22 protein-coding genes and 1 pseudogene are annotated in these 20,347 nt (G+C 36.5%); 4 read left to right on the top strand and 19 right to left on the bottom strand.

Annotated features, from left to right (window positions below; all coding sequences use genetic code 11):
* Positions 1-36 precede the first annotated feature (36 nt).
* The 18 genes and pseudogenes from ppk1 to AC0L3Q_RS20375 all read right to left on the bottom strand — a co-directional run bounded on the left by ppk1 (position 37) and on the right by AC0L3Q_RS20375 (position 16,562).
* Positions 37-2,058: a polyphosphate kinase 1 gene (gene ppk1 / locus AC0L3Q_RS20460; RefSeq protein WP_473282436.1), complete on the bottom strand. Its 2,022-nt coding sequence runs from the start codon at positions 2,056-2,058 to the stop codon at positions 37-39.
* 102 nt (positions 2,059-2,160) lie between these two features.
* Entirely contained in the window at positions 2,161-4,056 is a 1,896-nt protein-coding gene (locus tag AC0L3Q_RS20455; protein ID WP_473282435.1) for a cation:proton antiporter domain-containing protein, read from the bottom strand.
* A 5-nt stretch (positions 4,057-4,061) separates the two neighbouring features.
* Entirely contained in the window at positions 4,062-4,823 is a 762-nt protein-coding gene (locus AC0L3Q_RS20450) for a hypothetical protein (RefSeq protein WP_473282434.1), read from the bottom strand.
* Between the two features lie 48 nt (positions 4,824-4,871).
* Positions 4,872-5,903 carry a Rieske 2Fe-2S domain-containing protein gene (locus tag AC0L3Q_RS20445; RefSeq protein ID WP_473282432.1) on the bottom strand — a complete coding sequence of 344 codons (1,032 nt, stop codon included), beginning with the start codon at positions 5,901-5,903 and terminating at the stop codon, positions 4,872-4,874.
* Complete coding sequence (locus AC0L3Q_RS20440) at positions 5,903-6,301, bottom strand: hypothetical protein (RefSeq protein ID WP_473282431.1); 399 nt, start codon at positions 6,299-6,301, stop codon at positions 5,903-5,905. The genes AC0L3Q_RS20445 and AC0L3Q_RS20440 overlap by 1 nt, the downstream gene beginning before the upstream one ends.
* A 2-nt stretch (positions 6,302-6,303) precedes the next feature.
* Entirely contained in the window at positions 6,304-6,489 is a 186-nt protein-coding gene (locus AC0L3Q_RS20435) for a hypothetical protein (RefSeq protein WP_473282429.1), read from the bottom strand.
* A 29-nt stretch (positions 6,490-6,518) separates the two neighbouring features.
* On the bottom strand, positions 6,519-8,474 hold the full coding sequence (locus AC0L3Q_RS20430; RefSeq protein ID WP_473282427.1) for a thiamine pyrophosphate-binding protein: 1,956 nt from the start codon (positions 8,472-8,474) through the stop codon (positions 6,519-6,521).
* Between the two features lie 12 nt (positions 8,475-8,486).
* Entirely contained in the window at positions 8,487-8,876 is a 390-nt protein-coding gene (locus AC0L3Q_RS20425; protein WP_473282425.1) for a DUF2721 domain-containing protein, read from the bottom strand.
* Positions 8,877-8,881: 5 nt separating this feature from the next.
* Positions 8,882-9,625, bottom strand: a complete 744-nt coding sequence (locus AC0L3Q_RS20420; protein ID WP_473282424.1) for a hypothetical protein — start codon at positions 9,623-9,625, stop codon at positions 8,882-8,884.
* A gap of 26 nt (positions 9,626-9,651) precedes the next feature.
* The gene (locus tag AC0L3Q_RS20415) at positions 9,652-9,912 is read right to left on the bottom strand and encodes a hypothetical protein (RefSeq protein ID WP_473282422.1); all 261 of its coding nucleotides are present in this window, start codon (positions 9,910-9,912) and stop codon (positions 9,652-9,654) included.
* Positions 9,913-9,964: 52 nt separating this feature from the next.
* Positions 9,965-10,141 (bottom strand): hypothetical protein, encoded by a 177-nt coding sequence (locus AC0L3Q_RS20410; RefSeq protein ID WP_473282420.1) that lies wholly within the window; start codon positions 10,139-10,141, stop codon positions 9,965-9,967.
* A 19-nt stretch (positions 10,142-10,160) separates the two neighbouring features.
* On the bottom strand, positions 10,161-11,771 hold the full coding sequence (locus AC0L3Q_RS20405) for a glutamate synthase-related protein (RefSeq protein WP_473282418.1): 1,611 nt from the start codon (positions 11,769-11,771) through the stop codon (positions 10,161-10,163).
* A 35-nt stretch (positions 11,772-11,806) separates the two neighbouring features.
* Positions 11,807-14,221 carry a BamA/TamA family outer membrane protein gene (locus AC0L3Q_RS20400; RefSeq protein ID WP_473282416.1) on the bottom strand — a complete coding sequence of 805 codons (2,415 nt, stop codon included), beginning with the start codon at positions 14,219-14,221 and terminating at the stop codon, positions 11,807-11,809.
* Entirely contained in the window at positions 14,206-15,336 is a 1,131-nt protein-coding gene (locus tag AC0L3Q_RS20395; RefSeq protein WP_473282414.1) for a metallophosphoesterase family protein, read from the bottom strand. The genes AC0L3Q_RS20400 and AC0L3Q_RS20395 overlap by 16 nt, the downstream gene beginning before the upstream one ends.
* Positions 15,337-15,364: 28 nt before the next feature.
* Positions 15,365-15,703: a Crp/Fnr family transcriptional regulator gene (locus AC0L3Q_RS20390; protein WP_473282413.1), complete on the bottom strand. Its 339-nt coding sequence runs from the start codon at positions 15,701-15,703 to the stop codon at positions 15,365-15,367.
* 36 nt (positions 15,704-15,739) lie between these two features.
* A pseudogene (locus AC0L3Q_RS20385) lies at positions 15,740-15,853 on the bottom strand (hypothetical protein); the annotation flags it as partial.
* A 2-nt stretch (positions 15,854-15,855) separates the two neighbouring features.
* A complete protein-coding gene (locus AC0L3Q_RS20380; RefSeq protein WP_473282411.1) occupies positions 15,856-16,035 on the bottom strand; it encodes a hypothetical protein in 180 nt (59 codons plus the stop codon).
* 194 nt (positions 16,036-16,229) lie between these two features.
* Positions 16,230-16,562 (bottom strand): single-stranded DNA-binding protein, encoded by a 333-nt coding sequence (locus AC0L3Q_RS20375; RefSeq protein WP_473282409.1) that lies wholly within the window; start codon positions 16,560-16,562, stop codon positions 16,230-16,232.
* A gap of 277 nt (positions 16,563-16,839) precedes the next feature.
* Here AC0L3Q_RS20375 and AC0L3Q_RS20370 point away from each other — a divergent pair, with 277 nt between their 5' ends.
* From AC0L3Q_RS20370 to AC0L3Q_RS20355, 4 genes are all read left to right on the top strand, one after another.
* On the top strand, positions 16,840-17,379 hold the full coding sequence (locus tag AC0L3Q_RS20370) for an AAA family ATPase (RefSeq protein WP_473282407.1): 540 nt from the start codon (positions 16,840-16,842) through the stop codon (positions 17,377-17,379).
* Between the two features lie 64 nt (positions 17,380-17,443).
* Positions 17,444-17,824 (top strand): nuclear transport factor 2 family protein, encoded by a 381-nt coding sequence (locus AC0L3Q_RS20365; RefSeq protein WP_473282405.1) that lies wholly within the window; start codon positions 17,444-17,446, stop codon positions 17,822-17,824.
* Positions 17,825-18,748: a leucine-rich repeat domain-containing protein gene (locus AC0L3Q_RS20360; protein ID WP_473282403.1), complete on the top strand. Its 924-nt coding sequence runs from the start codon at positions 17,825-17,827 to the stop codon at positions 18,746-18,748.
* A 53-nt stretch (positions 18,749-18,801) separates the two neighbouring features.
* Complete coding sequence (locus AC0L3Q_RS20355) at positions 18,802-19,491, top strand: alpha/beta fold hydrolase (protein ID WP_473282401.1); 690 nt, start codon at positions 18,802-18,804, stop codon at positions 19,489-19,491.
* Between the two features lie 167 nt (positions 19,492-19,658).
* Here AC0L3Q_RS20355 and AC0L3Q_RS20350 read toward each other — a convergent pair whose 3' ends face one another.
* Positions 19,659-20,273: a DUF4230 domain-containing protein gene (locus AC0L3Q_RS20350; protein WP_473282399.1), complete on the bottom strand. Its 615-nt coding sequence runs from the start codon at positions 20,271-20,273 to the stop codon at positions 19,659-19,661.
* Between the last annotated feature and the right edge of the window lie 74 nt (positions 20,274-20,347).

The following is a 20,347-nucleotide window of genomic DNA, read 5'->3' as shown; positions in this document are numbered from 1 at the left end:
AATTATAACATTAGATAAGTAAAGAAAACCACATAGCTATTGAGCTAGAGCTTGTACAGTTTCCATCTGAGCACGTATTTTTTTGGAACCACTCACATAATCGTTACTTTGATCTTCGTCGATGATTCTTGATTTTATAGTGTCCTCAATTTGTAATTGTACTACCTTTCTAATTTTAGCATATACATCTTGGTCCAGAATTGGAGTAATCACTTCGATCCTGTGATCAAGATTACGTGTCATCCAATCTGCCGATCCGATATACATTTTTTCTTTTCCGCCATTAGCGAATATATATACCCTACCATGCTCCAAAAACCGATCTACAATACTGGTCACATAGATATTTTTACTTTGTCCCTCGATACCAGGAACAAGACAACAAATACCTCGTACTACAAGTCGAATTTTTACTCCGGCATTACTAGCCTGATATAAAAGATCGATCATCCCCTGATCCTGGAGACTATTTAATTTCAAAATAATGTAGGCTTCTTGACCGGTTAACGCATTTTCGATTTCATTTCTAATTAATTTTTCGAAAGTGTTACGTGTAGAAAAAGGAGAAACTAATAGTTTTTTAGTTTTTGGGAGTATGCTATTTCCTTCTAATAGTTGAAAAACCTGATTCAGTTCGTCCGTTATTTTTTGATTAGCGGTCATCAAACCAAAGTCGGTGTATATTTTGGAGGTCTTTTCATTAAAATTTCCTGTGCTGATATAGCCATAGTTTTTGGCGATACCATTTTCTATACGTTCTATTAGCATGATTTTTGAATGTACTTTTATACCAGGGTAACTATACATTGCTTTGGCCCCATTATCTTGCAAAATTTTACCCCACCTGATGTTGTTTTCTTCATCAAATCGTGCCTTCGTCTCAATAAAAACAAAAACTTCTTTCCCATTTTTTGCAGCTTTCAGCAATGCCTCTGCTATTCCAGATTGTTTCGCTACCCGATAGAGTGTTACTTTTATTCGACTTACGGTTTCGTCTTCAGCAGCTTCTTGTGCCAAACGAAGGACATCGTCAAAAGATTCGTAGGGATAATATCGTAATCGGTCTTTTTTGGTAATTGCTTCAAAAATGGTATCGAACTTTTGAAGTTGACTGTCATATATTGGTGCCACAGCATCTTCGGTAAAGGTTTTGTTTGTTGGATTAGGAAAACCAAAAAAGTCTTTAAAATTATGATAGGTTCCACCCCATAAAACATCAGTTTCGTTGGCATCTATAATGTCTTTAATACGACTTAGTAGTTCATCAGGTATCGATCGATCGATTAATAATCGGGTAACCTGACCTGTATCTCGATTGCCTAGCGAATCTTTAATTTTGGTGAGAAGATCTCCAGAGTATTCGTTGTCTATGTATAATTCTGCATCTCTGGATATTTTGATAGCATAAAAATCAGAACATCCTTTTTCTGCATAAACCTTGGCGAGATTGTATTTCAGGATGTCGTCTACAAAGGTGATGTAGTGTTTCTCGCCTTCTGATGGAAACGTCACAAATCGACTCGTGTCGTTGGGGATTTTTACGATAACAACTTCTGAAGTATTGGATTGCGACGTAAGATACAATTGCTCATTCTCTATAAAAACACTTTCATTTTTTTGCACGCTATCAATAAGAACCTGTGTTTTATGCTCTAAATGTTCTTTATAATAGCGTTCTGCTACTATTTTTTGTGATGGTGAAAATGCATTATGATCAATTAAATGGATGCCTTCTTTCTCCAATCCGGGGAGAATCTGATTACCAAAAATAGCTCCGAATTCTTCTTGTTGAAGATGCACTTGCTTCTTTATTTTTTTTAATAGCTTATTGGGTTTGGTAATTAGTTTTTTGCGAAGGGATTTATCAAGATCTTTAATCTTTCTAATATCAGAAACTCGCACTTTAAAAAACTCATCAAGATTAGAAGAAAAGATGGCCAAGAATTTAATACGATCGTATAACAGATTGTTTTGATCTGCAGCTTCCTGCAATACTCTATGATTGAAACGTAACCATGATAGATCTCTGTTATAGTATTTCTTTGATATGAGCGCCATATTCTTAAGGTTTAATTTTGAAATATAATGACACTAAAGCTCTTGATGCCAAAATTATATATGATGTTAGTGTTATTTTTATGTAAAAAAAGATGAAGGATATTATCGATACAATCTTTTAACTAGTTTTCCGATACTTAAGCCTTGAACAATTATTGAAAAAATCACAACTACATAAGTAATATACAATATAACTTCGGAAGAAGCATTATCAGAAAGGCTTAACGCCAAAGCTACCGAAATACCACCTCGTAAACCTCCCCAGGTAAGCACACTTACCGTTTTGATAGGACTATCCTCAGTATGTCGTAACAAAGAATAAGGCAACAATACCGAAATAAACCTGGAAAGAAGAACTATTAAGATAGTGATTATCCCAAGCGTAAGATGTAACGGATCGTATTTGAGTAAATGGATTGCCAATCCTATTAGAACAAACAAAATACCGTTAAACACGTCATCCAATACTTCCCATATTTCATTAATTAGTTTTCGGGTTGGGCCAGTATTACTTTTAATATTCAATTTGTTGCCGATAACCATTCCGGTAACTACCATTGCCAGTGGGCCAGATACATGAATCATAGAGGCGATGGCATAACCCCCCATTACTATAGCAAGGCTAATCATAACAGCAAGTTGAGGGTTTTCTTTTATCGACCTAATCGTATAATATCCCAGAAACCCAAGTGCAGTACCGTATGCTATTCCTCCAACGGCTTCTTCCAGGAAAAGTTTTCCAATTTCTGAACCGATAGAACTTTCTATATCATGTTCACCCATTCCAGCCAAAATTAGGATACCAGAAAAGACAACAACACCAATCCCATCATTAAAGAGAGATTCTCCTTCTATTTTAATACCCAGACTTTTTGAAATATTTGCTTTCTTAAGTATGGCCATAACGGCAATAGGATCGGTGGGAGAGATTAAGGCACCAAATAATAAGGCATCCAAAAAGGGAAGAGATACTCCCATTGGATTAGCAACCAGATAAAGCAATCCTCCCACGACAAAAGTTGAAATAAGAACTCCTAAGGATGCAAATAAGATAATTGACCATTTTTCTTTGTTTAAATCTTCAATGTTTACATGCAATGCTCCAGCAAAGAGCAAGAAACTCAAGATGCCATCTAATAGCAGGGTCTTAAAATCTGAATTGACAATGATGTCGCAAAAAAACTGGTAAAATGCAGGAAAAATACTTTTACTTATCGTGATGATAAGAATGGTCACGAGGCTCATAATCATCAACGCAATAGTTGTGGGTAGATTTAACCATTTGTAGTTGATATAACTATAAAGAGCAGCGATAGAAAAGATAATACTGAAGGATTGTAACATGATGTTATTTTTTTCATTAATGTATTTACCAACAAAAAGAGCAATAACAATAGCGAGATAAAATTGCCCAATAACATTGAGAACAAGAGTTATCGCTTGAGCTTGCGGTGTAATAGGGGTAATATCTCCATAACCCACAGTAGTAATGCTAATAAAGCTGAAATAATAGTATACATATCCAGAGATATCGCTATGAAACCGGAAGGAAGAAGGATCAATGAGGTGTACAGTTTCAAAAAAAATACCTCCAATAATTCCCAGATAAATAAAACCTAAAATCGGCCCCAAAATAAATTGAAGGTTCATAGTGCGAATCTTTCTTAGTTGATGAATTAACAGTAAGCAAAAGTGAGAGAACAATACCAAAGAAGAGGCAAGACGACAGGCTAAGATACCCATGTGATTGGGATAAGAAAATTCTATCCAGATAAAAACTAAGGTAATGGCTCCCAAAGCATAGGTTCTAATCCTTTTTCTGGAGTCTGAAGCAATTAAAGAACTCGCTAATATGACTAAGGTATAATTGATTACTACCGGGTGCGCAGGTTGTATGGAAGAAATACTCGCATGGATAGGAGTTAATAGAAAATTAAATACACTTATTAATGCAATAAGATATTTGTATTTGGATAATATTTCTAAGGTCTTCGACATATGATTTAATAAATTCTGGAAGGTAAATCCAATTCTTGTATGGTGCTCACGTCAATCCTAATTTGATACCAGTCTTCTAGCTGTACTATCTGTCCTGAAAGTAATGAGGGCTTACCAATAAAGGGTAAAATATCCTTATGTATGGCTTTGCCATTTTGATCGGTAATTTGATAATATTCTGAGATATTATTGTCATCACTGGTTACCAGAACAGGAGGGATACCTCCAGAAATACATAAGGCCGCACAACTACGATGTATCTTTCCTTTTCCTGGTTTCATCACACCAAAATAGCATTTGGGATCTACGATTTCTCCCTTTAGCTCCATGTTTTTGGCTATGGTAGAAGATATTGGAGCTTGATGTGCTTGTCCTTTTTCCAGTAATGTTACTTTTTCATCATTTGTAATTTGTAATAGGGTTTTGCCATTGTAATAAATGAGATTACCCTCGATACTGATGATACTTCCGGAGATGGAACCTGACGTATTCCGGATCTTTTTTAAATAAGGGTTAGCACTAAATTTCCCAAAGCCCAGTAATAAGATATTTTTAAACGTGTTTTCTCCAGTTTTCACTTTAAGCATTGGGTATGGGTTTTCGTGATAAACCCCCATAATTTTGGTCGCTGTTGCTAATTCAAAAGTGCTATTCTTAAATCGATTCTGCGTAAATGCAAAAATGGAAGCGATTAAGATGACAGCTAGCAATCCAAACAGCACAAATTGCCGTACTGTTTTTTTGGTATGTTGCCCTATACCATCCACATAACCAATATAAAATTCGTCTTCTCTTTTTTCATGAGTTCTGTTTTTTTAAATGAGTATAGGAGTAACTTCAGTTCCTTCGGGCAGCGGGGTAGGAAGTATATACACTTTTTTATCCTGAATACGAAGCTCGTAAGTCGCTACTTTTTCCGTAAATGGAGGAGGAGACTGTCCATTGTGTGGCAAATACTGATATCCATGCCACGGGCAGGTCACGCAACCGTCAACTATTTTTCCTTCTCCCAAAGGTCCACCTTGGTGTTTACATACGTTTGAAATCGCAGATAATTGGTTGTTGTACTTAAATACAGCAACACGTTCCTTTTCTACGATAAATATTTTGGCTCGGTCTTCAAGAATGTCATTAACATCACAAACATATTCCCAGCCATCTTCAGTATCTTGGGTTACCGTAGCGTCAACTCTGGTTTCTTTAAAAGCAGCAATCAAATGTAGCGAGGCAATGATGATAAATCCAAAAATCAAAATACCTATGGATGCAAAAGAAGGCTGTTGCTGAAAAGCACCAAGAAAAACATGCATGATAATTAGTGCATAGGCAAAATACACCAGCATATGAAGTCTTTTCCAGGTTTTCGGAGAAAGGTTTTTTAACCAAAAATCATGACTGGTAGAAGCCATCAAGAACAAAATGATCAATGCAAAAAAACCAAGCACCTGAAATGGAAAATGAGTGAGTGAATCATAATCCATATTAGAGGTGAACAAAGCATAAATCGGATTTACATTTCCCAAGGAATGAAATTGAAATATAGAAAAGCCTCCATGCACCAAAGCAGCTAGAAACATACTTACTCCAAGATGTCTTCTGTTGTATAGCAAAGGAAGAAAATTAGTATTTAATCTGGCTAATGGACCGATTACCAGAACAATATGTAAAAGAGCAATAGCCAAAGTCCCGAACGCCCTTATGATCAAGGTTTCTATGCTGGTTGCTGGATTTGTAACCACGGTGATACCAATAAAGCATATCAGATAAACCAGAATCCCGATACCAATCCATCTATCATATACTTTTTTATTCTTGTTCCATAGAACAGTTTGATAACTTACTCCCATTACAATTCAATATTAAAAAGGTTGATATGTTTAATGTCATCTTGAATTTTAATGCTTTTACAGTTTGGGTTGATCTGAAATTGATAAATGCCTTTTTTATCCAGAACTCCCAAAAAAATCTCACTTTCGTTATTCGACGAAATTCCATATACCGAGGAGGAAGCACTTTTAAGAGGACGTTTTACAACTATTTGTAAATTGCTTTTATCCAATAATTGGATTTGAAATTGTGCATCATCTAAGATTAATTCCCCTGTGGTTTCTTCGCTGCTGTTTAGATCACTATCGGTAATAAAAGGTTCTTTGATACTTTTTAAAGCAAATATCACAAATACAGGAATCGCAATAACCAAGAGTATCCAGATGAGTTTATGTGCTTTTCGTTGTCCAGAAGTCATAATTAAGATTTTGAAGTTTTCAAGATTTTAATCAATAAAATAGGCCATAACCCTATAGCACCAGGAACCAATAATAACCGTACCGTCCATTTGCTCTCCGAAATCAGCGAATCTATTTTGGCAGCTCCTTTAATAAAAAAGTAGATGCCAAATAAAACCCCGATACCAAAGTATATGAGTATGAGCATAGGGATTATTTTTATCAAAGTTTCCATAGTTAGATAAGGTTTACGTCGGTAATTATTTCTAATAGTGCAGGACCTTGGTGATCTCTTAATTTTTCCATTGCAGGAATCAAGTCTTCTAATTTTTCTACTTTGATACCCAATGCTCCGCAGTTATTTGCAAAATCAGCAAAACTTGGATTGTGTAGAGAGGTTTGCCATACATCAAGTTCTGCGGCCCGTTGTTCTTTGGAAATTTTACCCAGTTCAGAATTGTTAAGTACGATATGCTTAATATTCATTTGATATTTTACCAAAGTAGAGATTTCTGCCAGGTATTGCCCTAGACCTCCATCACCAGATACCGACCAGATCGGTCTTTGATCACCTTGTGCGGCCCATGCCCCCATAGCTGCTGGTAATGAAAACCCAATGGACCCCAAATACCCAGACATAAGAATGGATTGTTGTTTTGGCTCAAAATAGCGACCAAAAGAATAGGTGTTGTTACCTACATCTACCGCAATAACCGCATTATCTGGAGTTACCTTGTTCATGGCATCAAATACAGCAATAGAACTAATGCCGGCAGCACTAGAGTCCTGAAGCCTACTTTGTTTCTCATCTCTCCATATTTGCCAACGGGAAGCAATTTCTTTACGATGATCAATACTCTGTGTAGCTCCTTCAGTTTCTTTTCGTATTACGGTTAAAGTTTCAGAAATTTCACCCCACAACGCGCAGTCAACTTTATGAAATTTGCTCAGGGCCATAGGATCAAAATCTACCTGGATGATTGGTTTTTTGGGAGTGATCCCTGTGTGATTAGAGAACGAGGCACCAAAAACAATCAAAAGATCGCTTTCATTCATAAACCATGAGGCGATGGGTGTACCACTACGTCCTAATACCCCGCACCCCAATTCGTGATCATCTGGGATCAAACCTTTTCCTTTGAAAGTGGTAATCACGGGGCAGTTAAGCGTACCTGCGTACTTGATGATGCTCTCCATTTCAAAACGTGCTCCATGTCCTACGATTATTGCAGGTCTTTTTGCAGATTTGATCATATCAATGGCTTTGCTAAGCATTTCTTTGGGTGGAGAGATATTAAAGGGAGTAATACGATTTTCTGGTGTTTGTGCTTGTTCTTTTTCTGGCTTAGCGGTAAAGGCAACTTCATCAGGAAAAGTGAGGTGAGAAACGTCTCTTTTGATCAAAGCATGCTTTAATGCCAAAGACATTAATTCACTATGATTAGAGTTGAGGTGTACTGCATGATTAAATTCAGCTACACTGTTAAAAGCTTTGGTCAAATCCACTTCTTGAAATGCACCTGTACCCACTACCTGCGTATGTACTTGTCCCGAAAGCGCTAATAATGGTACACGATCAACTTTGGCATCCCACATCCCTGTAAACATATTGGTGGCTCCTGGTCCTGCAATTCCAAAACAAGCGGCGGGTTTTCCGGTCAGTTTTGCATATCCGGATGCTGCAAAGGCAGCTGCTCCTTCATGACGAATTCCGAAGAAGCGTAATTTTCCTTTTTGTTCTTGCCTTCTCATAGCATCTGCAATCCCCAAATTACTATGTCCCACCATACCGAATACGGTATCTATACCCCAATTGACCATAGTTTCGATCATAACATCAGAGATAGTTTCTTGATGCTCGCCTTCTTCTGGGATACCTACGTAGATTGCATTTTCTTCTTCCTTAACATCAAAGGTCGTTACACCGTCATCAAATCCACCTGGGGGTAATCCTGTACAAGGATGAAAATCCCAACCATGCCATGGGCATCGTAACATTCCATTTTCTATAGAACCTTCTCCCAGTGGTCCTCCCTGATGCGGACAACTATTATCTAGTGCAGAGAACTTTCCTTCAAAATGCGTAAGGCAAATTCCTTGATGCCCCGCAGTAACGGTTTGTACTCTGCCTTCTGGAAGTCGATCTTTGTTGTCCAGTACTTTGTACCATACTGTTTTTTTGTTTGATGCCATGAATTTGTGTGTTTAGTTATTTGTTTTTTGATGAAATTGCTGTTGTCGTATCCGTACTGCTCTAAATGAGTAAATAATCAGTATGACTAATCCGAGAAGTACGCTAACAATTCCTGCTATGGAGATATAAATGGAAAATTCGAAATTGCTATCAGCGCTTTTGTATAGACCTGAAACCAAAGCTGAAATTACTAAACTTGCTACTCCGATATATAGAAATACCATCGCACTGTTTAGAAATTTTAACTGCTTTAATTTTTGTTCAATAAGATTTTGATTCATTCCATCCTGTTCTATTAGTCCTTTAATCTCTGTACTCAGATTTATGAGGAGGTTGGAGGTAGAAAGGATCAATAATCCAATCCCGGGAATGATCGTTGCAGGAATATACCAGTTTTCCATAGAGTTTAGTTTTTATAAGCTTGAAATGCTTCGTTAAAAAAACGTACTCCGGTTGTATGATCGATATCACTAATTGCTAATACAGCTCCTTTAAAGCCTTCATTTTTCCATTCACCCGCAGTAAGAGCAGCAAAATTAGAAGTGTCGATACCATCATGTCCTTGATAGGCACTGATGTAGAAATAATAGTCATCGATCATGGTATCGGGGATTGCCATTCCCAGTCCAATAGCCAACCCAGATTCATCCTCTAGAGGGGTAAATGCGCCAGTATCGAAATGATGAGGCCATATGCGTATTTCTGAACTTAGATGGTTATCATTAAGAAATCGTTGGATGACTGTATTAGCTAAGATACGATGCTTCTTTAATGTCTCCAGTTGATGTTTATCCTGAAGTGTAAACGTGTAATCCTCATGAATTTTGTAGGGTAGCTCATAATGTAGATCATAGCTATAGGTCCCTAACCCATATTGATGAGCCATTTGTTGAATCCATTGCACTATTTCGGCATGCGAAGTGCCATCTAACTTCAATGAATTAGAAATGTCTGTTCCCTTCCATTCTAAAGTGAAAAGATTGTAATTCAAACAAAGTCGGATCTCTTTATCTCCTAATTTACGAGTAGATAAAATGGCATTTTCTGTTGAAAATCCAAGGTTTGTATGGCTGTCATCATCTTTTTTCTCTAAAAAACTGATTCCTGCTGCAGCCAGATATTGTGCTGCCAAGTGCAATTGATTTGTCATGTTAAGGTTTATTTGTGTGTTATTACCTATTCTTTATGCGATTTTTGCTTTTCGTTTTTTAGAAAAACAAAAACAACTCCAACCGTAATAAATTCGTCATTCAATGCTCCCGAAACTCCTTTAAACTCAGCAAAAGCAAAAGTTTTTCCTAGATTATAGTGTACTCCAAGTCCATAATTGATTCCAAAAGTCTCTTCTTTTTCCTCTTCCGAAGTATTTGAAACTCGCTCTTGTTCAATGGTATAATTAATACCGGATAATGGATACACTCCAATTTTATGAGACACTTCAAAGATGTAATGTGCATTGAAGTTGAGTTCGGTTATTTTTAGATCATAATTATTTTCTACTTCTTGCTTTGGGAATAGGGGTTACTTCTGGACCAAAACAAAAATGGTCGTTAATTCCGTAGTACCCTCTTGCATTAAATCCTATCAAATTTTCTTCAAGTTCTAAGGATGGGGCAAAACCTAGCATCCATCCTTGTTGGCCTAACAGCGTTGAGGGAAAGCTCAAAATAACGACTAACAGTATTTTATAGCACACCCGCATAGTTAATGCCCGTTAGTCGATGCATGTCATAATCAAAAGTGGTCAGATCATCAAAATTGAATTGTCGGATATCATTATGACCACAAGATCTCGCGATAACTTGCATCAATTCTGTAGAGGCTTCAAAATAATTGGCCAATTGCCTGGCTGAGGATTGGATTTTTAATCGTGCTCTTAGATGCTCTTTTTGAGTGGCAACTCCTACTGGGCAATTATTGGTATTACAGGCTCTCATCCCTACACAACCTACCGCCTGTATGGCCGCATTCGAAACAGCAATAGCATCAGCTCCAAGCATCATGGCTTTAGCAAAATCCTCTGCTATACGCAGTCCCCCGGTAATGACCAGGGTAACGTCCTTTACACCTTGCTGATCCAAAAATTTTCTGGCTCTAGCCAGGGCGGGAATTGTAGGTACGTTGATGTTATTTCGCAAAACCGTTGGTGCGGCTCCGGTTCCACCTCCGCGTCCATCCAAAATGATGTAATCTGCATCGGCTTCTAGTGCAAAGGCAATATCTTTTTCGATGTGACTTGCGGCCAACTTGAATCCTACTGGAATTCCTCCAGATACTTCACGGACCTTATCACCCCAATCTCTAAAATCTTTTACGGTAACCAGGTTTGTAAAAGTGGCTGGAGATATTGCTGCTTCACCTTCTTTTAACTCGCGAACTTTTGCGATTTCTCCCTTTACTTTTTCTCCAGGGAGATGCCCTCCGGTACCTGTTTTGGCACCTTGTCCACCTTTAAAATGAAATGCTTGCACTTTGGGAACGCGATCCCAGGAGAAACCAAATCCGGCAGAAGCATATTCCATAAAATATCTTGAGTTTTCGGCTTGCTCATCAGGTAACATTCCGCCTTCTCCAGAACAGATTCCGGTTCCGGCCATTTCTGCACCAGCGGATAGCGCAATCTTTGCCTCTCTCGATAAAGCCCCAAAACTCATATCACTCACAAACAAAGGAATATTGAGGGTTAACGGTTTTTTTGCTCTTGGTCCGATCACAACTTTGGTGGCAACTTCTTCGTGATCTAATAAAGGTTTCTTTGCTAATTGAGCAGGTAGAAATTGTATATTTTTCCATTTGGGAAGGGTATTACGATCCACTCCCATTGCTTCTGAAAACCCGTGATGGCCTACTTTTTTTAGACCATATTGAGCCAAATGTTTAATGTAATTGGTATATGGCTCTGTATCTTCTGGATGAGTATCAGCATAAGCCCCCAAATATTCTTCTCTATTGAAAGGTTGTGGGTGTTCCACCAAGTATTGATTGATTTCTTCCTCGTCCACCAATAGATCATCTCCTTTTATTTGTGCTGTAAACTTATGTAATACTTCTTTGTTATTATATTCTGAAACTCCTGTGTCATAGCGATAGTCCCAACCGTGTACACCACAAATTAGATTGTGTCCATCGATATGACCATCTGCCATCAAAGCACCTCTGTGCAGGCATCGACCATAGAGCACAGAAATATCATCTTCGTATTTAACAATAACTAAATCCAAGCCATTTACGATGGCATGTGTTGGTGTTTTGGTTTCCAACTTGCTAACCTGTGCAATTACAACCGGTTTTTTCATAAGTGTGAGCGTATGTTAAAAGTTTATTTTTTGTTCTAAAAAGCGAATCCAACAGTAAATACAAATCGTGCTCCGTCTTCGGTGCCATATAAACCTGCATTTGCGGAAAAAGTGTCTAAACCACTAATCCAAAAAGTTCCTCCTACTGAGGTATGCCAGGTATCTGAATCGTCGTCTTCCACCCAAACCCGACCATGATCAAACCCACCGGTTACTCCGTATTTTAAAGGGATAAAACTGGTTTTGAATTTTCCTAGTTGCCAACGCAAGTCAATATTTTGGTATAAGGAGTACTTACCATTAAAGCGTTCGTTTCTGAAACCACGTAGTCCGTTGTTTCCTCCAATTTTAGTCCCGTGATAGAATTCAAAATCGTCACCAAGTATCGCTTCGGCTTGAACTTTTGTAGCCAGCACAAAGTTGCCTCTTTTAGAAAGACTGTGATCTATAGAAAAATACGGTCTTACGTATGCAAAACTATTTTCATTATCTCCACCATCAATATTGGTTTTATATCCTGCGGTGACCCCTGTATTAAGTGCATAGGTAGGAAAAGCAAGGTCATTTTTGTTGGCAAAATGATAATGTGCTTCGGCTCCCAGATAGTTTTGTCTTTCAAAAACATCATTGGTGGCGGGTACGATATTAATGAATCGTCCATTCGTGTTTTCAACCTCAAAAGATTCGAATAGCGGTTTGAAGTAAAAGTTACCTCCATCTCGACCTCTCCATATCAGAGAAATCGCAGCACTCAATTTTTCGATGCGAGTTCGGTTGAAGTCTAGATCTACTTCGTCTCTGTCGTATTCGGTATCATTACCAAATCCAAAAAAGTTAATCGCAAAAGTAGGACTGTTGTACTTGGCTTCTACACCAAAATTCCAGTTGTAAAAAATATTAGAAAACTCCCCATTGTATGATACATCAAATCCTGATGATCCAGTATAATACGATGCACCAATGGATTGTTTATGAGTAAAAGGGTTTCTTTGCAGACCATATTGTGTAAAGGTGTTTTGAACCCCAATGCGTAATCCATCATCGGGATTAAAGGCTAATAGAGGTAATACCTGATTTACGTGATAGCGACGTTTTTTGTAGTCATAATTATTAATCTCATAAGAATCGACTAGCCACTTTCTTGAATTTTTGTGTACGATGGTATTATCTTTTGATTTGTAGTCATAAAGTTTCACCTTTCTTCTATTGCTAAAATCGTAAGTGTCATTTTTTCTTCCACCCATAATCCGAACCATGATTGGATGATCGCCTTGTCCCTGGACCTTAAAAGAATCATTACCATTTAGACCGTATAACCAAATTTCTTTGGTTTCTTCTTTAGAAAAGGTACGATTAAAAATCTCAAGATCTTTACGTTGGATGTTGACAGAAGTTTGACCATTGGGAAGTCTTTCGATGACAAAATCATCATTTTTTTGAGTCCCGACCACTACTTCAAATTTATTGACGTAGAGATAATAGGCTCTGGCAATATTTTCAAGATTAGCTCTCCTTCCTTTTAGTTTGTTTTTAAGAGATTCAATATTTTCCCCTTTTACTTCATCAGGAATCTCGTTAAACGCTTTTTCTATCACCTCGTCGGTTAGGTTGTTCTGGATATATTGAATTTGCTGTTGCCAATCTTCCCAATTGGATTTATTGATAAACGTAAGGTCAAGGGGGTAAGGCTCAAAATTGAACCACTTGGTATTGGGTAACTCTTCATCAAAAGACTGCATCATTCGTATAAAGGGCACAGCAAATCTCAAAAAGGATAATACACTGCCATCAAATACAGAAAATGCCTGATCTCTATCCCTGGGGATCGGTTTACATACTTCGGTTCCATCGGGATTTTCGAATCGTGCCCAACGCCATTGATCTTCGTGTCTATCCCAATCTCCGATAAGCATATCAAATAATCGGGCACGTATGTAAGAAGGTTCGTCGACAATAGATTTTCCGGTTTTTCGAATCTCCATCAACACATCATTTGTACTTAGGATATCTTTGGGTTTTCCAAAACTTTCTAACTCGTTTTGATTGGAGGCAACACGTTCTTCAATCATGTATAGTTCATCTCCATATTCATCGTTGTATACTCCTAACGCTTCTTGTTTAGGAACATAAAAGAGTTTAGGATTAGTATGGTATACATCTGCAGCATCGGCAAGTGTACCTACAGCAAACGGAGTGTAGGGATGAGCAGAGGTATAGAAATCCAGTAAAAACCGATCTGCAAAACTATCTTGTAAATCTTCTTCGACGTATTTATCCTGAAATGCTGTTGCCTGTAAGAATTTAGTAGCACTTTTTCTTAAGGCTCGCATTACAAACTGTCTTCCATCTTTGTCTTCTAATCGAAGGGATTTAGATTGATGTCCTCCTCCACGACGTATTGGTTGTAGTCCACCAAATAAGGTGTCTAAGAATACTATGGGAGCTTCCACTTGGGTGCTGTAATATTTTCGATAATGGTCTCCCCAAAGTCCACGATACAATTTTCCTTTTGTAGTTTCTTCTTTAGTGTATACAGAAGATGTTGTGGTTTTTTCAAAACTATTTTTGGATTTGAAATTATAGGAAAGCTCTGAAACATCTCCTGAAAAGATAGTTGTAGAAAATATAGGCGCATCTGTACTGGAGAAAAAGAAACGGTGACCTTTCCACTCTTAAACACATCTAATTTGGCATATCCCATTTGCGAAGCACCAAAATCACCTTTCATTACCGATCGTACACCTTTTGTATTTCCCACTGCACCGCTAATGATTTGAGGAATGCTATATTTATTGATGTATTGCAGGTTTTGATCTTTTCCAGAAGCAAAGATGACATTTTCTCGTTGGCGCGCCAGAGTAAGTAATTTATTTCGTAAGTCGGTGTATTGTTTGTTCTGAAAATCCTGAGTAGACGTACCTCCAGTTCTGGCAATTAAACCCGAAGTTGAATTAGAAAAAACCGGATGATGAATAGCAACGATCTTAATTTTATCTTGATTCTTTTTCAGGACACTTTCAAATTCATCGTAGAACTGCGTTCGGTTTTGAATCTCACAATTGTCATTGATATAAATATTTTTATCCCAGTTTTCGAGATACCATTGAGAATCTACAGCGATTAAGACCACGTTTTCGGAGAGGTCTTTTTTCTTGATAGGGCATCCATCATCGGGATAGTACTTGGCTGCACTGTTATCCTGAACAAATTTTTCGATTCTTTTTACGTTTTTGTAACCAGATACTTTCCATTCGTTGTATCCGGGAGTGAGTATAATCTGTCCATTAAAATCTTCGATAACATCCAATTGTTTTCCTATCGTAGTTTTTGTAGAATTTTCTTTAATACTGGCTGGATCAGCAATATTACCAACCAACAATAAGGTGTTGTTTTTTTGTTGTTCTGATGCTTTGACAATCTGTTGTAGTACATCTAGATCAATATCATTACTGGTATTTGCAGTAATGTATATCGAATTCTCTATTTCGCTTTCTTGACTGTATAAAACAGAAAAGGCAAATACAAAAAAGAGTGTCGAGATGATTTTTGGTTGTGTGAATTTCATAATTAATATACGGTGTCTTTTGCTAGTTTTATGTCGGTATAGGTTTTTTGAGCATAGAAACGTATTGAGAATCATAATCAATGATGTTGTCTTTACGTAGTACGCTTAAAACATTACTAGCCATTTGTCTTGAGGTATTGGTTAAGTGGGCAATATCTTTATGTGATAGCAGGTTTTTGGCTATCATTCTATTATTTTCTACTTGTCCGAATTCTTGTATATAATCGGTAATAAAATCAGTGATTCGGGAAGTGCTATCTTTGTATAATAAGTCTTGAAGTCTGCGTTCCAGTTTTTTTATTCGTAAACCATACACTTTGAGTACACCATTTTTTAAGGATTGGTGTTTTTGCATGATTTTTTCCATTCTATCGGCTTCTATATAGCAAATGATACAGTCTTCTAAGGCAATTGCTTTTTCTTCTGCTGGCGATAAGTCGTCATATAGAGATAGTTCTCCAAAAATGTTTCCTTTTTTTACTAAGTACTTTGTAGTATCGTTTGAAGTATCAACAATTTTTACGCTTCCTTTTTTAAGAAAAAAATACTTTTTTCATCATTGTTGATAAGGTGAATGGTTTCTCCTTTGTTGATGTTCTCCATTTCAAGAATTTCACACATACGCATCATGGTTATGCGTCCGAGTTTTTGAAAAAGATTAAACCCTTCAAGAAACCAATATTTGGTATACGTGTTCAAAAAAGAAATTGGTTTATATAGTTAGTATTGTTAAAAATAATGAATTTTGATAACACCCTGACTGTGTTAATTTTTCAAAACTTACTTCAGACGACAAACTGCCTGTTTTGGATAATTTGGTCACCCAAAATTCAATAAAAAAGGCTCCGTTCAGGAGCCTTAATAGTCGTATTTATGATATTGATCTTACGAAGTTATTTACCAAGCATGAGTAATTCGTTGCAAACAACTTCTGTAATATACCGTTTTTGCCCATCATTATCTTCATAGCTTCTCGAAGTGAGCTTCCCTTCGATAGCGACTTCTTGTCCTTTGTTTACATATTTCTCAATGATTTCCGCGGTCTTACCCCATGCCACAATATTATGCCATTGTGTATCCGTAACTTTATCTCCGGATTTGTTGTAATAGTAATCATTGGTAGCAATAGAGAATTTTGCCAATTTTTTTCCAGATTCTAGATTTACGATTTCTGGTTCCTGTCCTAAGTTTCCAATCAACTGTACTTTGTTTTTAAGTGTGTTCATAATTTTTAGTTTTCGTTAAACAATTGATACTATCGAGTTCTGATGTTTCGACGATGCAAACATAGTATCGGGTTCAAACAGGATTCGGTTAGGAAGCATTTAATTTCGTTTGTAATCGTTTGTAGTCGTTTAAAAACTTTTATAATATTGATTATTAGTATTTTGTAAATAAAGGTGGGAGGTGTTTTTTATTTGGGAATTAGTTAATTTTAGAATGTAAATGGCTAGATGCAAGCATAATGATATATGTTCTGATGCATAATTATAAATCAGTTTGATGAAAATATTAGTATTTGGAGCTTCCGGTTCGGGAACCACGACATTAGGTAAGGCCATTGAAAAAGAATCAGGTTTTGTGCATTTGGATGTCGATGATTATTATTGGAGAAAAACAGAACCTCCGTTTGTCGAAAAAGTGCCATTACAAGAACGAAATGAGCATTTGAAGCAAGATTTTGAACATTATGATCATGTGGTGATGAGTGGTTCTATGGTAAGCTGGGGAAAAGAATGGGAGGTAGCCTTTGATTTGGCTATTTTTCTGTATTTGGATAATGAGGAAAGGATGAATAGGCTTCGGAAAAGAGAAAATGAACGATACGGGAATTTGTTAGAAACAGATCAAGAGATTCAGGAAAATTCGAAAGCATTTTTGCAATGGGCTAATCAGTACGAAAATGATGATTTTGAAGGAAGATCACTTAAGATTCACAAGAATTGGATGAAAAAACTGGACTGTCCTGTTTTGAAAATAGATGGAAGTTTGGAGTTACCAAATAAAGTACATCTGGTGATGACCAAATTAAAAACGATCTAATATGAGGTGTCTTTGGATATTCATAGTGTTTGGAGTTTTGATGAGCTGTAAAAAAAATGATACTATGCGAAATGAACAAAAACGAATGATAGAAAACTATGTCAATTCTTACAACAATTTTGACATAGAAGGGATGATTCAAGATCTCAATCAGGAAATTATCTTCGAAAATTATACTGGAGATACGCTGGATTTGAAGATAGAAGGATTGGATGGGTTTATAAAACAAGCAGAGTCTGCTACATCATTTTTTAAAGAACGACAACAAACCATTACGTCTTGGCAGTTTGATAATGATCTAGTCCGTATTACAATAGACTATGAAGGAATTTTGGCGGTAGATCTTCCAAATGGGATGAAAAGCGGGGATACCTTGCAACTCAAAGGTGTTTCTGAATTTACATTTAAAGGAAATAAAATTAATAGTATAAAAGATAAAAGTTAGATGTTGAGATCTGTAATTGTTACCATGGTAACTACCGGCTTATTGTTGCCAACAATAAATGCTCAAAAGCAGAACCCAAACGATTTGGTAGAGGGTGTTTTTGAAGCACCGGGAAAAGTAAAAACACTTACCCTGAATTGTTCAAATATTTCGGTTCTGGAAAAACAGGCTGATCAACTTATACAACTATCTAGTTTGTATATTCCTGGATGCAATCTTGAAGAATTACCTTCTGGAATCGACCAATTAAAAGCACTTACCTTATTGAATCTAGAAGATAATAATTTGAACACGCTTTCAGATGATTTAATGAGTCTACAAGAATTGCGGGTAATTAACCTTAGGAAAAATAGTTTCAAACATACTCCAGAAGTTTTTATCCATTTCCCCAATCTTAGGGAAGTTGATCTAGCCAATAATCAATTGGATTTGGCAAAAAGTATGAAGACTCTTAAAGAGATAAAGAAACTTGATTTTTTATATCTCTCGGGAAATGAGATATCCCTACTTCCTGAACAAATGGTGGATTTAGGAAGTTTACAAGAACTTCATTTAAGTCATAACCCGAAACTAAATCTTTCCAAAGGTTTCAAAGTACTATCTCGAATACCGTCATTAAAAATTTTGGTATTGAGTGCGAACCAGCTTACAGATCTTCCTAAAGAATTAGCGTTGATGCAAAACTTAGAGGGTTTAGTGCTGGATGAAAATCCAAATATGAATTTGGAACTGTTGCTCAATCAATTAAAACAACTACAGAACATAAAGGTGCTTTTGATTAGAAAATCTGGTTTGAACAATTTACCCCAAAATTTAGAATCTTTAAAAACGCTCGTGGTATTGGATTTGAGTCACAATAAATTTTCCGAAGCTGAGAAAATCAGAATTAAAGAAAAGTTGACGAATACCAAGGTGCTGTTTTAAAAATAATGTGGAAATGAAACAGTTCTTCACGATAAAATTTATATCCTATTAAGATGAAAAAACATATTCTTTTACTTCATGGAGCTTTAGGGTGCGTGGATCAATTCCAGGAATTGAAACGTATTTTATCTCAACAGTTTGAAGTACATGCCTTTAATTTTGATGGGCATGGGGGAACAACAATGACAAAAGACTTTAGTATTGATCTTTTTACGGATAATGTGCATTCGTTTATTCGGTCTCATGATCTTAAAGAGGTTTACATTTTTGGGTATAGTATGGGAGGGTACGTAGCATTAAACCTTGAGCATAAGTATCCTGGAAGCGTCCAAAAAATTATCACCTTAGGAACAAAATTTGATTGGTTTCCAGAATTTGCAGCCAAAGAGGTAAAGATGCTTAATCCTGATAAGATTGAAGAAAAAGTACCAAAATTTGCCAATTATTTGGAACAATTACACGGTCCTGAAAACTGGAAAAATGTAGTTCTTCAAACGGGGAATTTAATGCGTGATTTAGGAAATCAACCACTTCTTGATGATCAAGTGTTGGGATCCATACAAACCGAAGTGGTTGTACTTTTGGGAAGTTTGGATACTATGGTGACCAAAGAAGAATCAGAGCATGTAAGCAATTTGTTACCTTCTAGTACATTGAAAGAAATTCCTGATTTTCCGCACCAAATAGAGAAAGTAAACAAGGAGCAGTTAGCGTCCTTCATTACAAATATTATAAATAATTAATTTTTTTTGTGATAGGGGGTGGGGTATATTAGAAGTGATGCGTTTAATAAGTACAAAACAATAATCTGTATCAAAACGAGAAGTTTGAGGGACAAAGCAAATTTCTTTTAACAGGTTTTATATGAAGAAGGAAAGAGAGCTCTCTTTCCTTCTTTTTTTGTTCAAAATTAATCGATTAATTGCTTGATCTCAGACTCGTTAGTGATTTCTGTGTGATTGTATTTTAATCGCCATCCCAAGGAATTGGTGAGAATATAAATTTTTTGCAGTTCGCTAATCAAACGATTTTCAGAATTGGTGATCAGGGTGGATTTTCGGACCTTATGATCTAACTCTTTTATTACCTTTTTTTGTATTTCATTATGATCTTCTGCAGAAAATGGATTCAAGAATCCAGAAACAAGATTATGATATTTGATATCTGGATTGATATTGATTTCTGGTTCAGGAATATGAGTTAACGTTACGGTTTTATTCTCTTGATTAAGAATATACTCGATTTTACTCAGATCGTAAGAAACTTGTACTGTTGCATTAACTACAATAACAGCAGCTTTTTTGGCTGTAAAAAAATCCCAATAATACTTTTTGGCATCTTTGTATGTAATTACTTCAGCAAAATTACCTTCGGTAACTACAAGTTTGCCAACATTCTTGATCTGATTTAAAATAAGATCGGATGATGCCAATTCTGTTTTTCGGGTATTTGAGGAATCAATAAAGTATTTAATTCCTAAAGCCAATAAAGCCATGATTACTGCCCCTAGTAGAAAGTTTCGCATAGTTGTATTGTCAAGTTCTCTATAAAAGTACAATAAAAAAACAGCCTTTCTGTATAAGAAAGGCTGTTGCGTTT

The organism is Aquimarina sp. KJ22-3, assembly GCF_055808215.1.
Note: the sequence above shows the minus strand (reverse complement) of the source record. Positions and strands in the feature narration are given on the sequence as shown.

What these genes read in the sequence shown, in the direction of transcription:
- ppk1 (WP_473282436.1), bottom strand. Translation starts at nt 2,058, where the DNA reads ATGGCGCTCATATCAAAGAAATACTATAACAGAGATCTATCATGGTTA.
- AC0L3Q_RS20455 (WP_473282435.1), bottom strand. Translation starts at nt 4,056, where the DNA reads ATGTCGAAGACCTTAGAAATATTATCCAAATACAAATATCTTATTGCA.
- AC0L3Q_RS20445 (WP_473282432.1), bottom strand. Translation starts at nt 5,903, where the DNA reads ATGGGAGTAAGTTATCAAACTGTTCTATGGAACAAGAATAAAAAAGTA.
- AC0L3Q_RS20440 (WP_473282431.1), bottom strand. Translation starts at nt 6,301, where the DNA reads ATGACTTCTGGACAACGAAAAGCACATAAACTCATCTGGATACTCTTG.
- AC0L3Q_RS20435 (WP_473282429.1), bottom strand. Translation starts at nt 6,489, where the DNA reads ATGCTCATACTCATATACTTTGGTATCGGGGTTTTATTTGGCATCTAC.
- AC0L3Q_RS20430 (WP_473282427.1), bottom strand. Translation starts at nt 8,474, where the DNA reads ATGGCATCAAACAAAAAAACAGTATGGTACAAAGTACTGGACAACAAA.
- AC0L3Q_RS20425 (WP_473282425.1), bottom strand. Translation starts at nt 8,876, where the DNA reads ATGGAAAACTGGTATATTCCTGCAACGATCATTCCCGGGATTGGATTA.
- AC0L3Q_RS20420 (WP_473282424.1), bottom strand. Translation starts at nt 9,625, where the DNA reads ATGACAAATCAATTGCACTTGGCAGCACAATATCTGGCTGCAGCAGGA.
- AC0L3Q_RS20405 (WP_473282418.1), bottom strand. Translation starts at nt 11,771, where the DNA reads ATGAAAAAACCGGTTGTAATTGCACAGGTTAGCAAGTTGGAAACCAAA.
- AC0L3Q_RS20395 (WP_473282414.1), bottom strand. Translation starts at nt 15,336, where the DNA reads ATGAAATTCACACAACCAAAAATCATCTCGACACTCTTTTTTGTATTT.
- AC0L3Q_RS20390 (WP_473282413.1), bottom strand. Translation starts at nt 15,703, where the DNA reads ATGGAAAAAATCATGCAAAAACACCAATCCTTAAAAAATGGTGTACTC.
- AC0L3Q_RS20375 (WP_473282409.1), bottom strand. Translation starts at nt 16,562, where the DNA reads ATGAACACACTTAAAAACAAAGTACAGTTGATTGGAAACTTAGGACAG.
- AC0L3Q_RS20370 (WP_473282407.1), top strand. Translation starts at nt 16,840, where the DNA reads ATGAAAATATTAGTATTTGGAGCTTCCGGTTCGGGAACCACGACATTA.
- AC0L3Q_RS20365 (WP_473282405.1), top strand. Translation starts at nt 17,444, where the DNA reads ATGCGAAATGAACAAAAACGAATGATAGAAAACTATGTCAATTCTTAC.
- AC0L3Q_RS20360 (WP_473282403.1), top strand. Translation starts at nt 17,825, where the DNA reads ATGTTGAGATCTGTAATTGTTACCATGGTAACTACCGGCTTATTGTTG.
- AC0L3Q_RS20355 (WP_473282401.1), top strand. Translation starts at nt 18,802, where the DNA reads ATGAAAAAACATATTCTTTTACTTCATGGAGCTTTAGGGTGCGTGGAT.
- AC0L3Q_RS20350 (WP_473282399.1), bottom strand. Translation starts at nt 20,273, where the DNA reads ATGCGAAACTTTCTACTAGGGGCAGTAATCATGGCTTTATTGGCTTTA.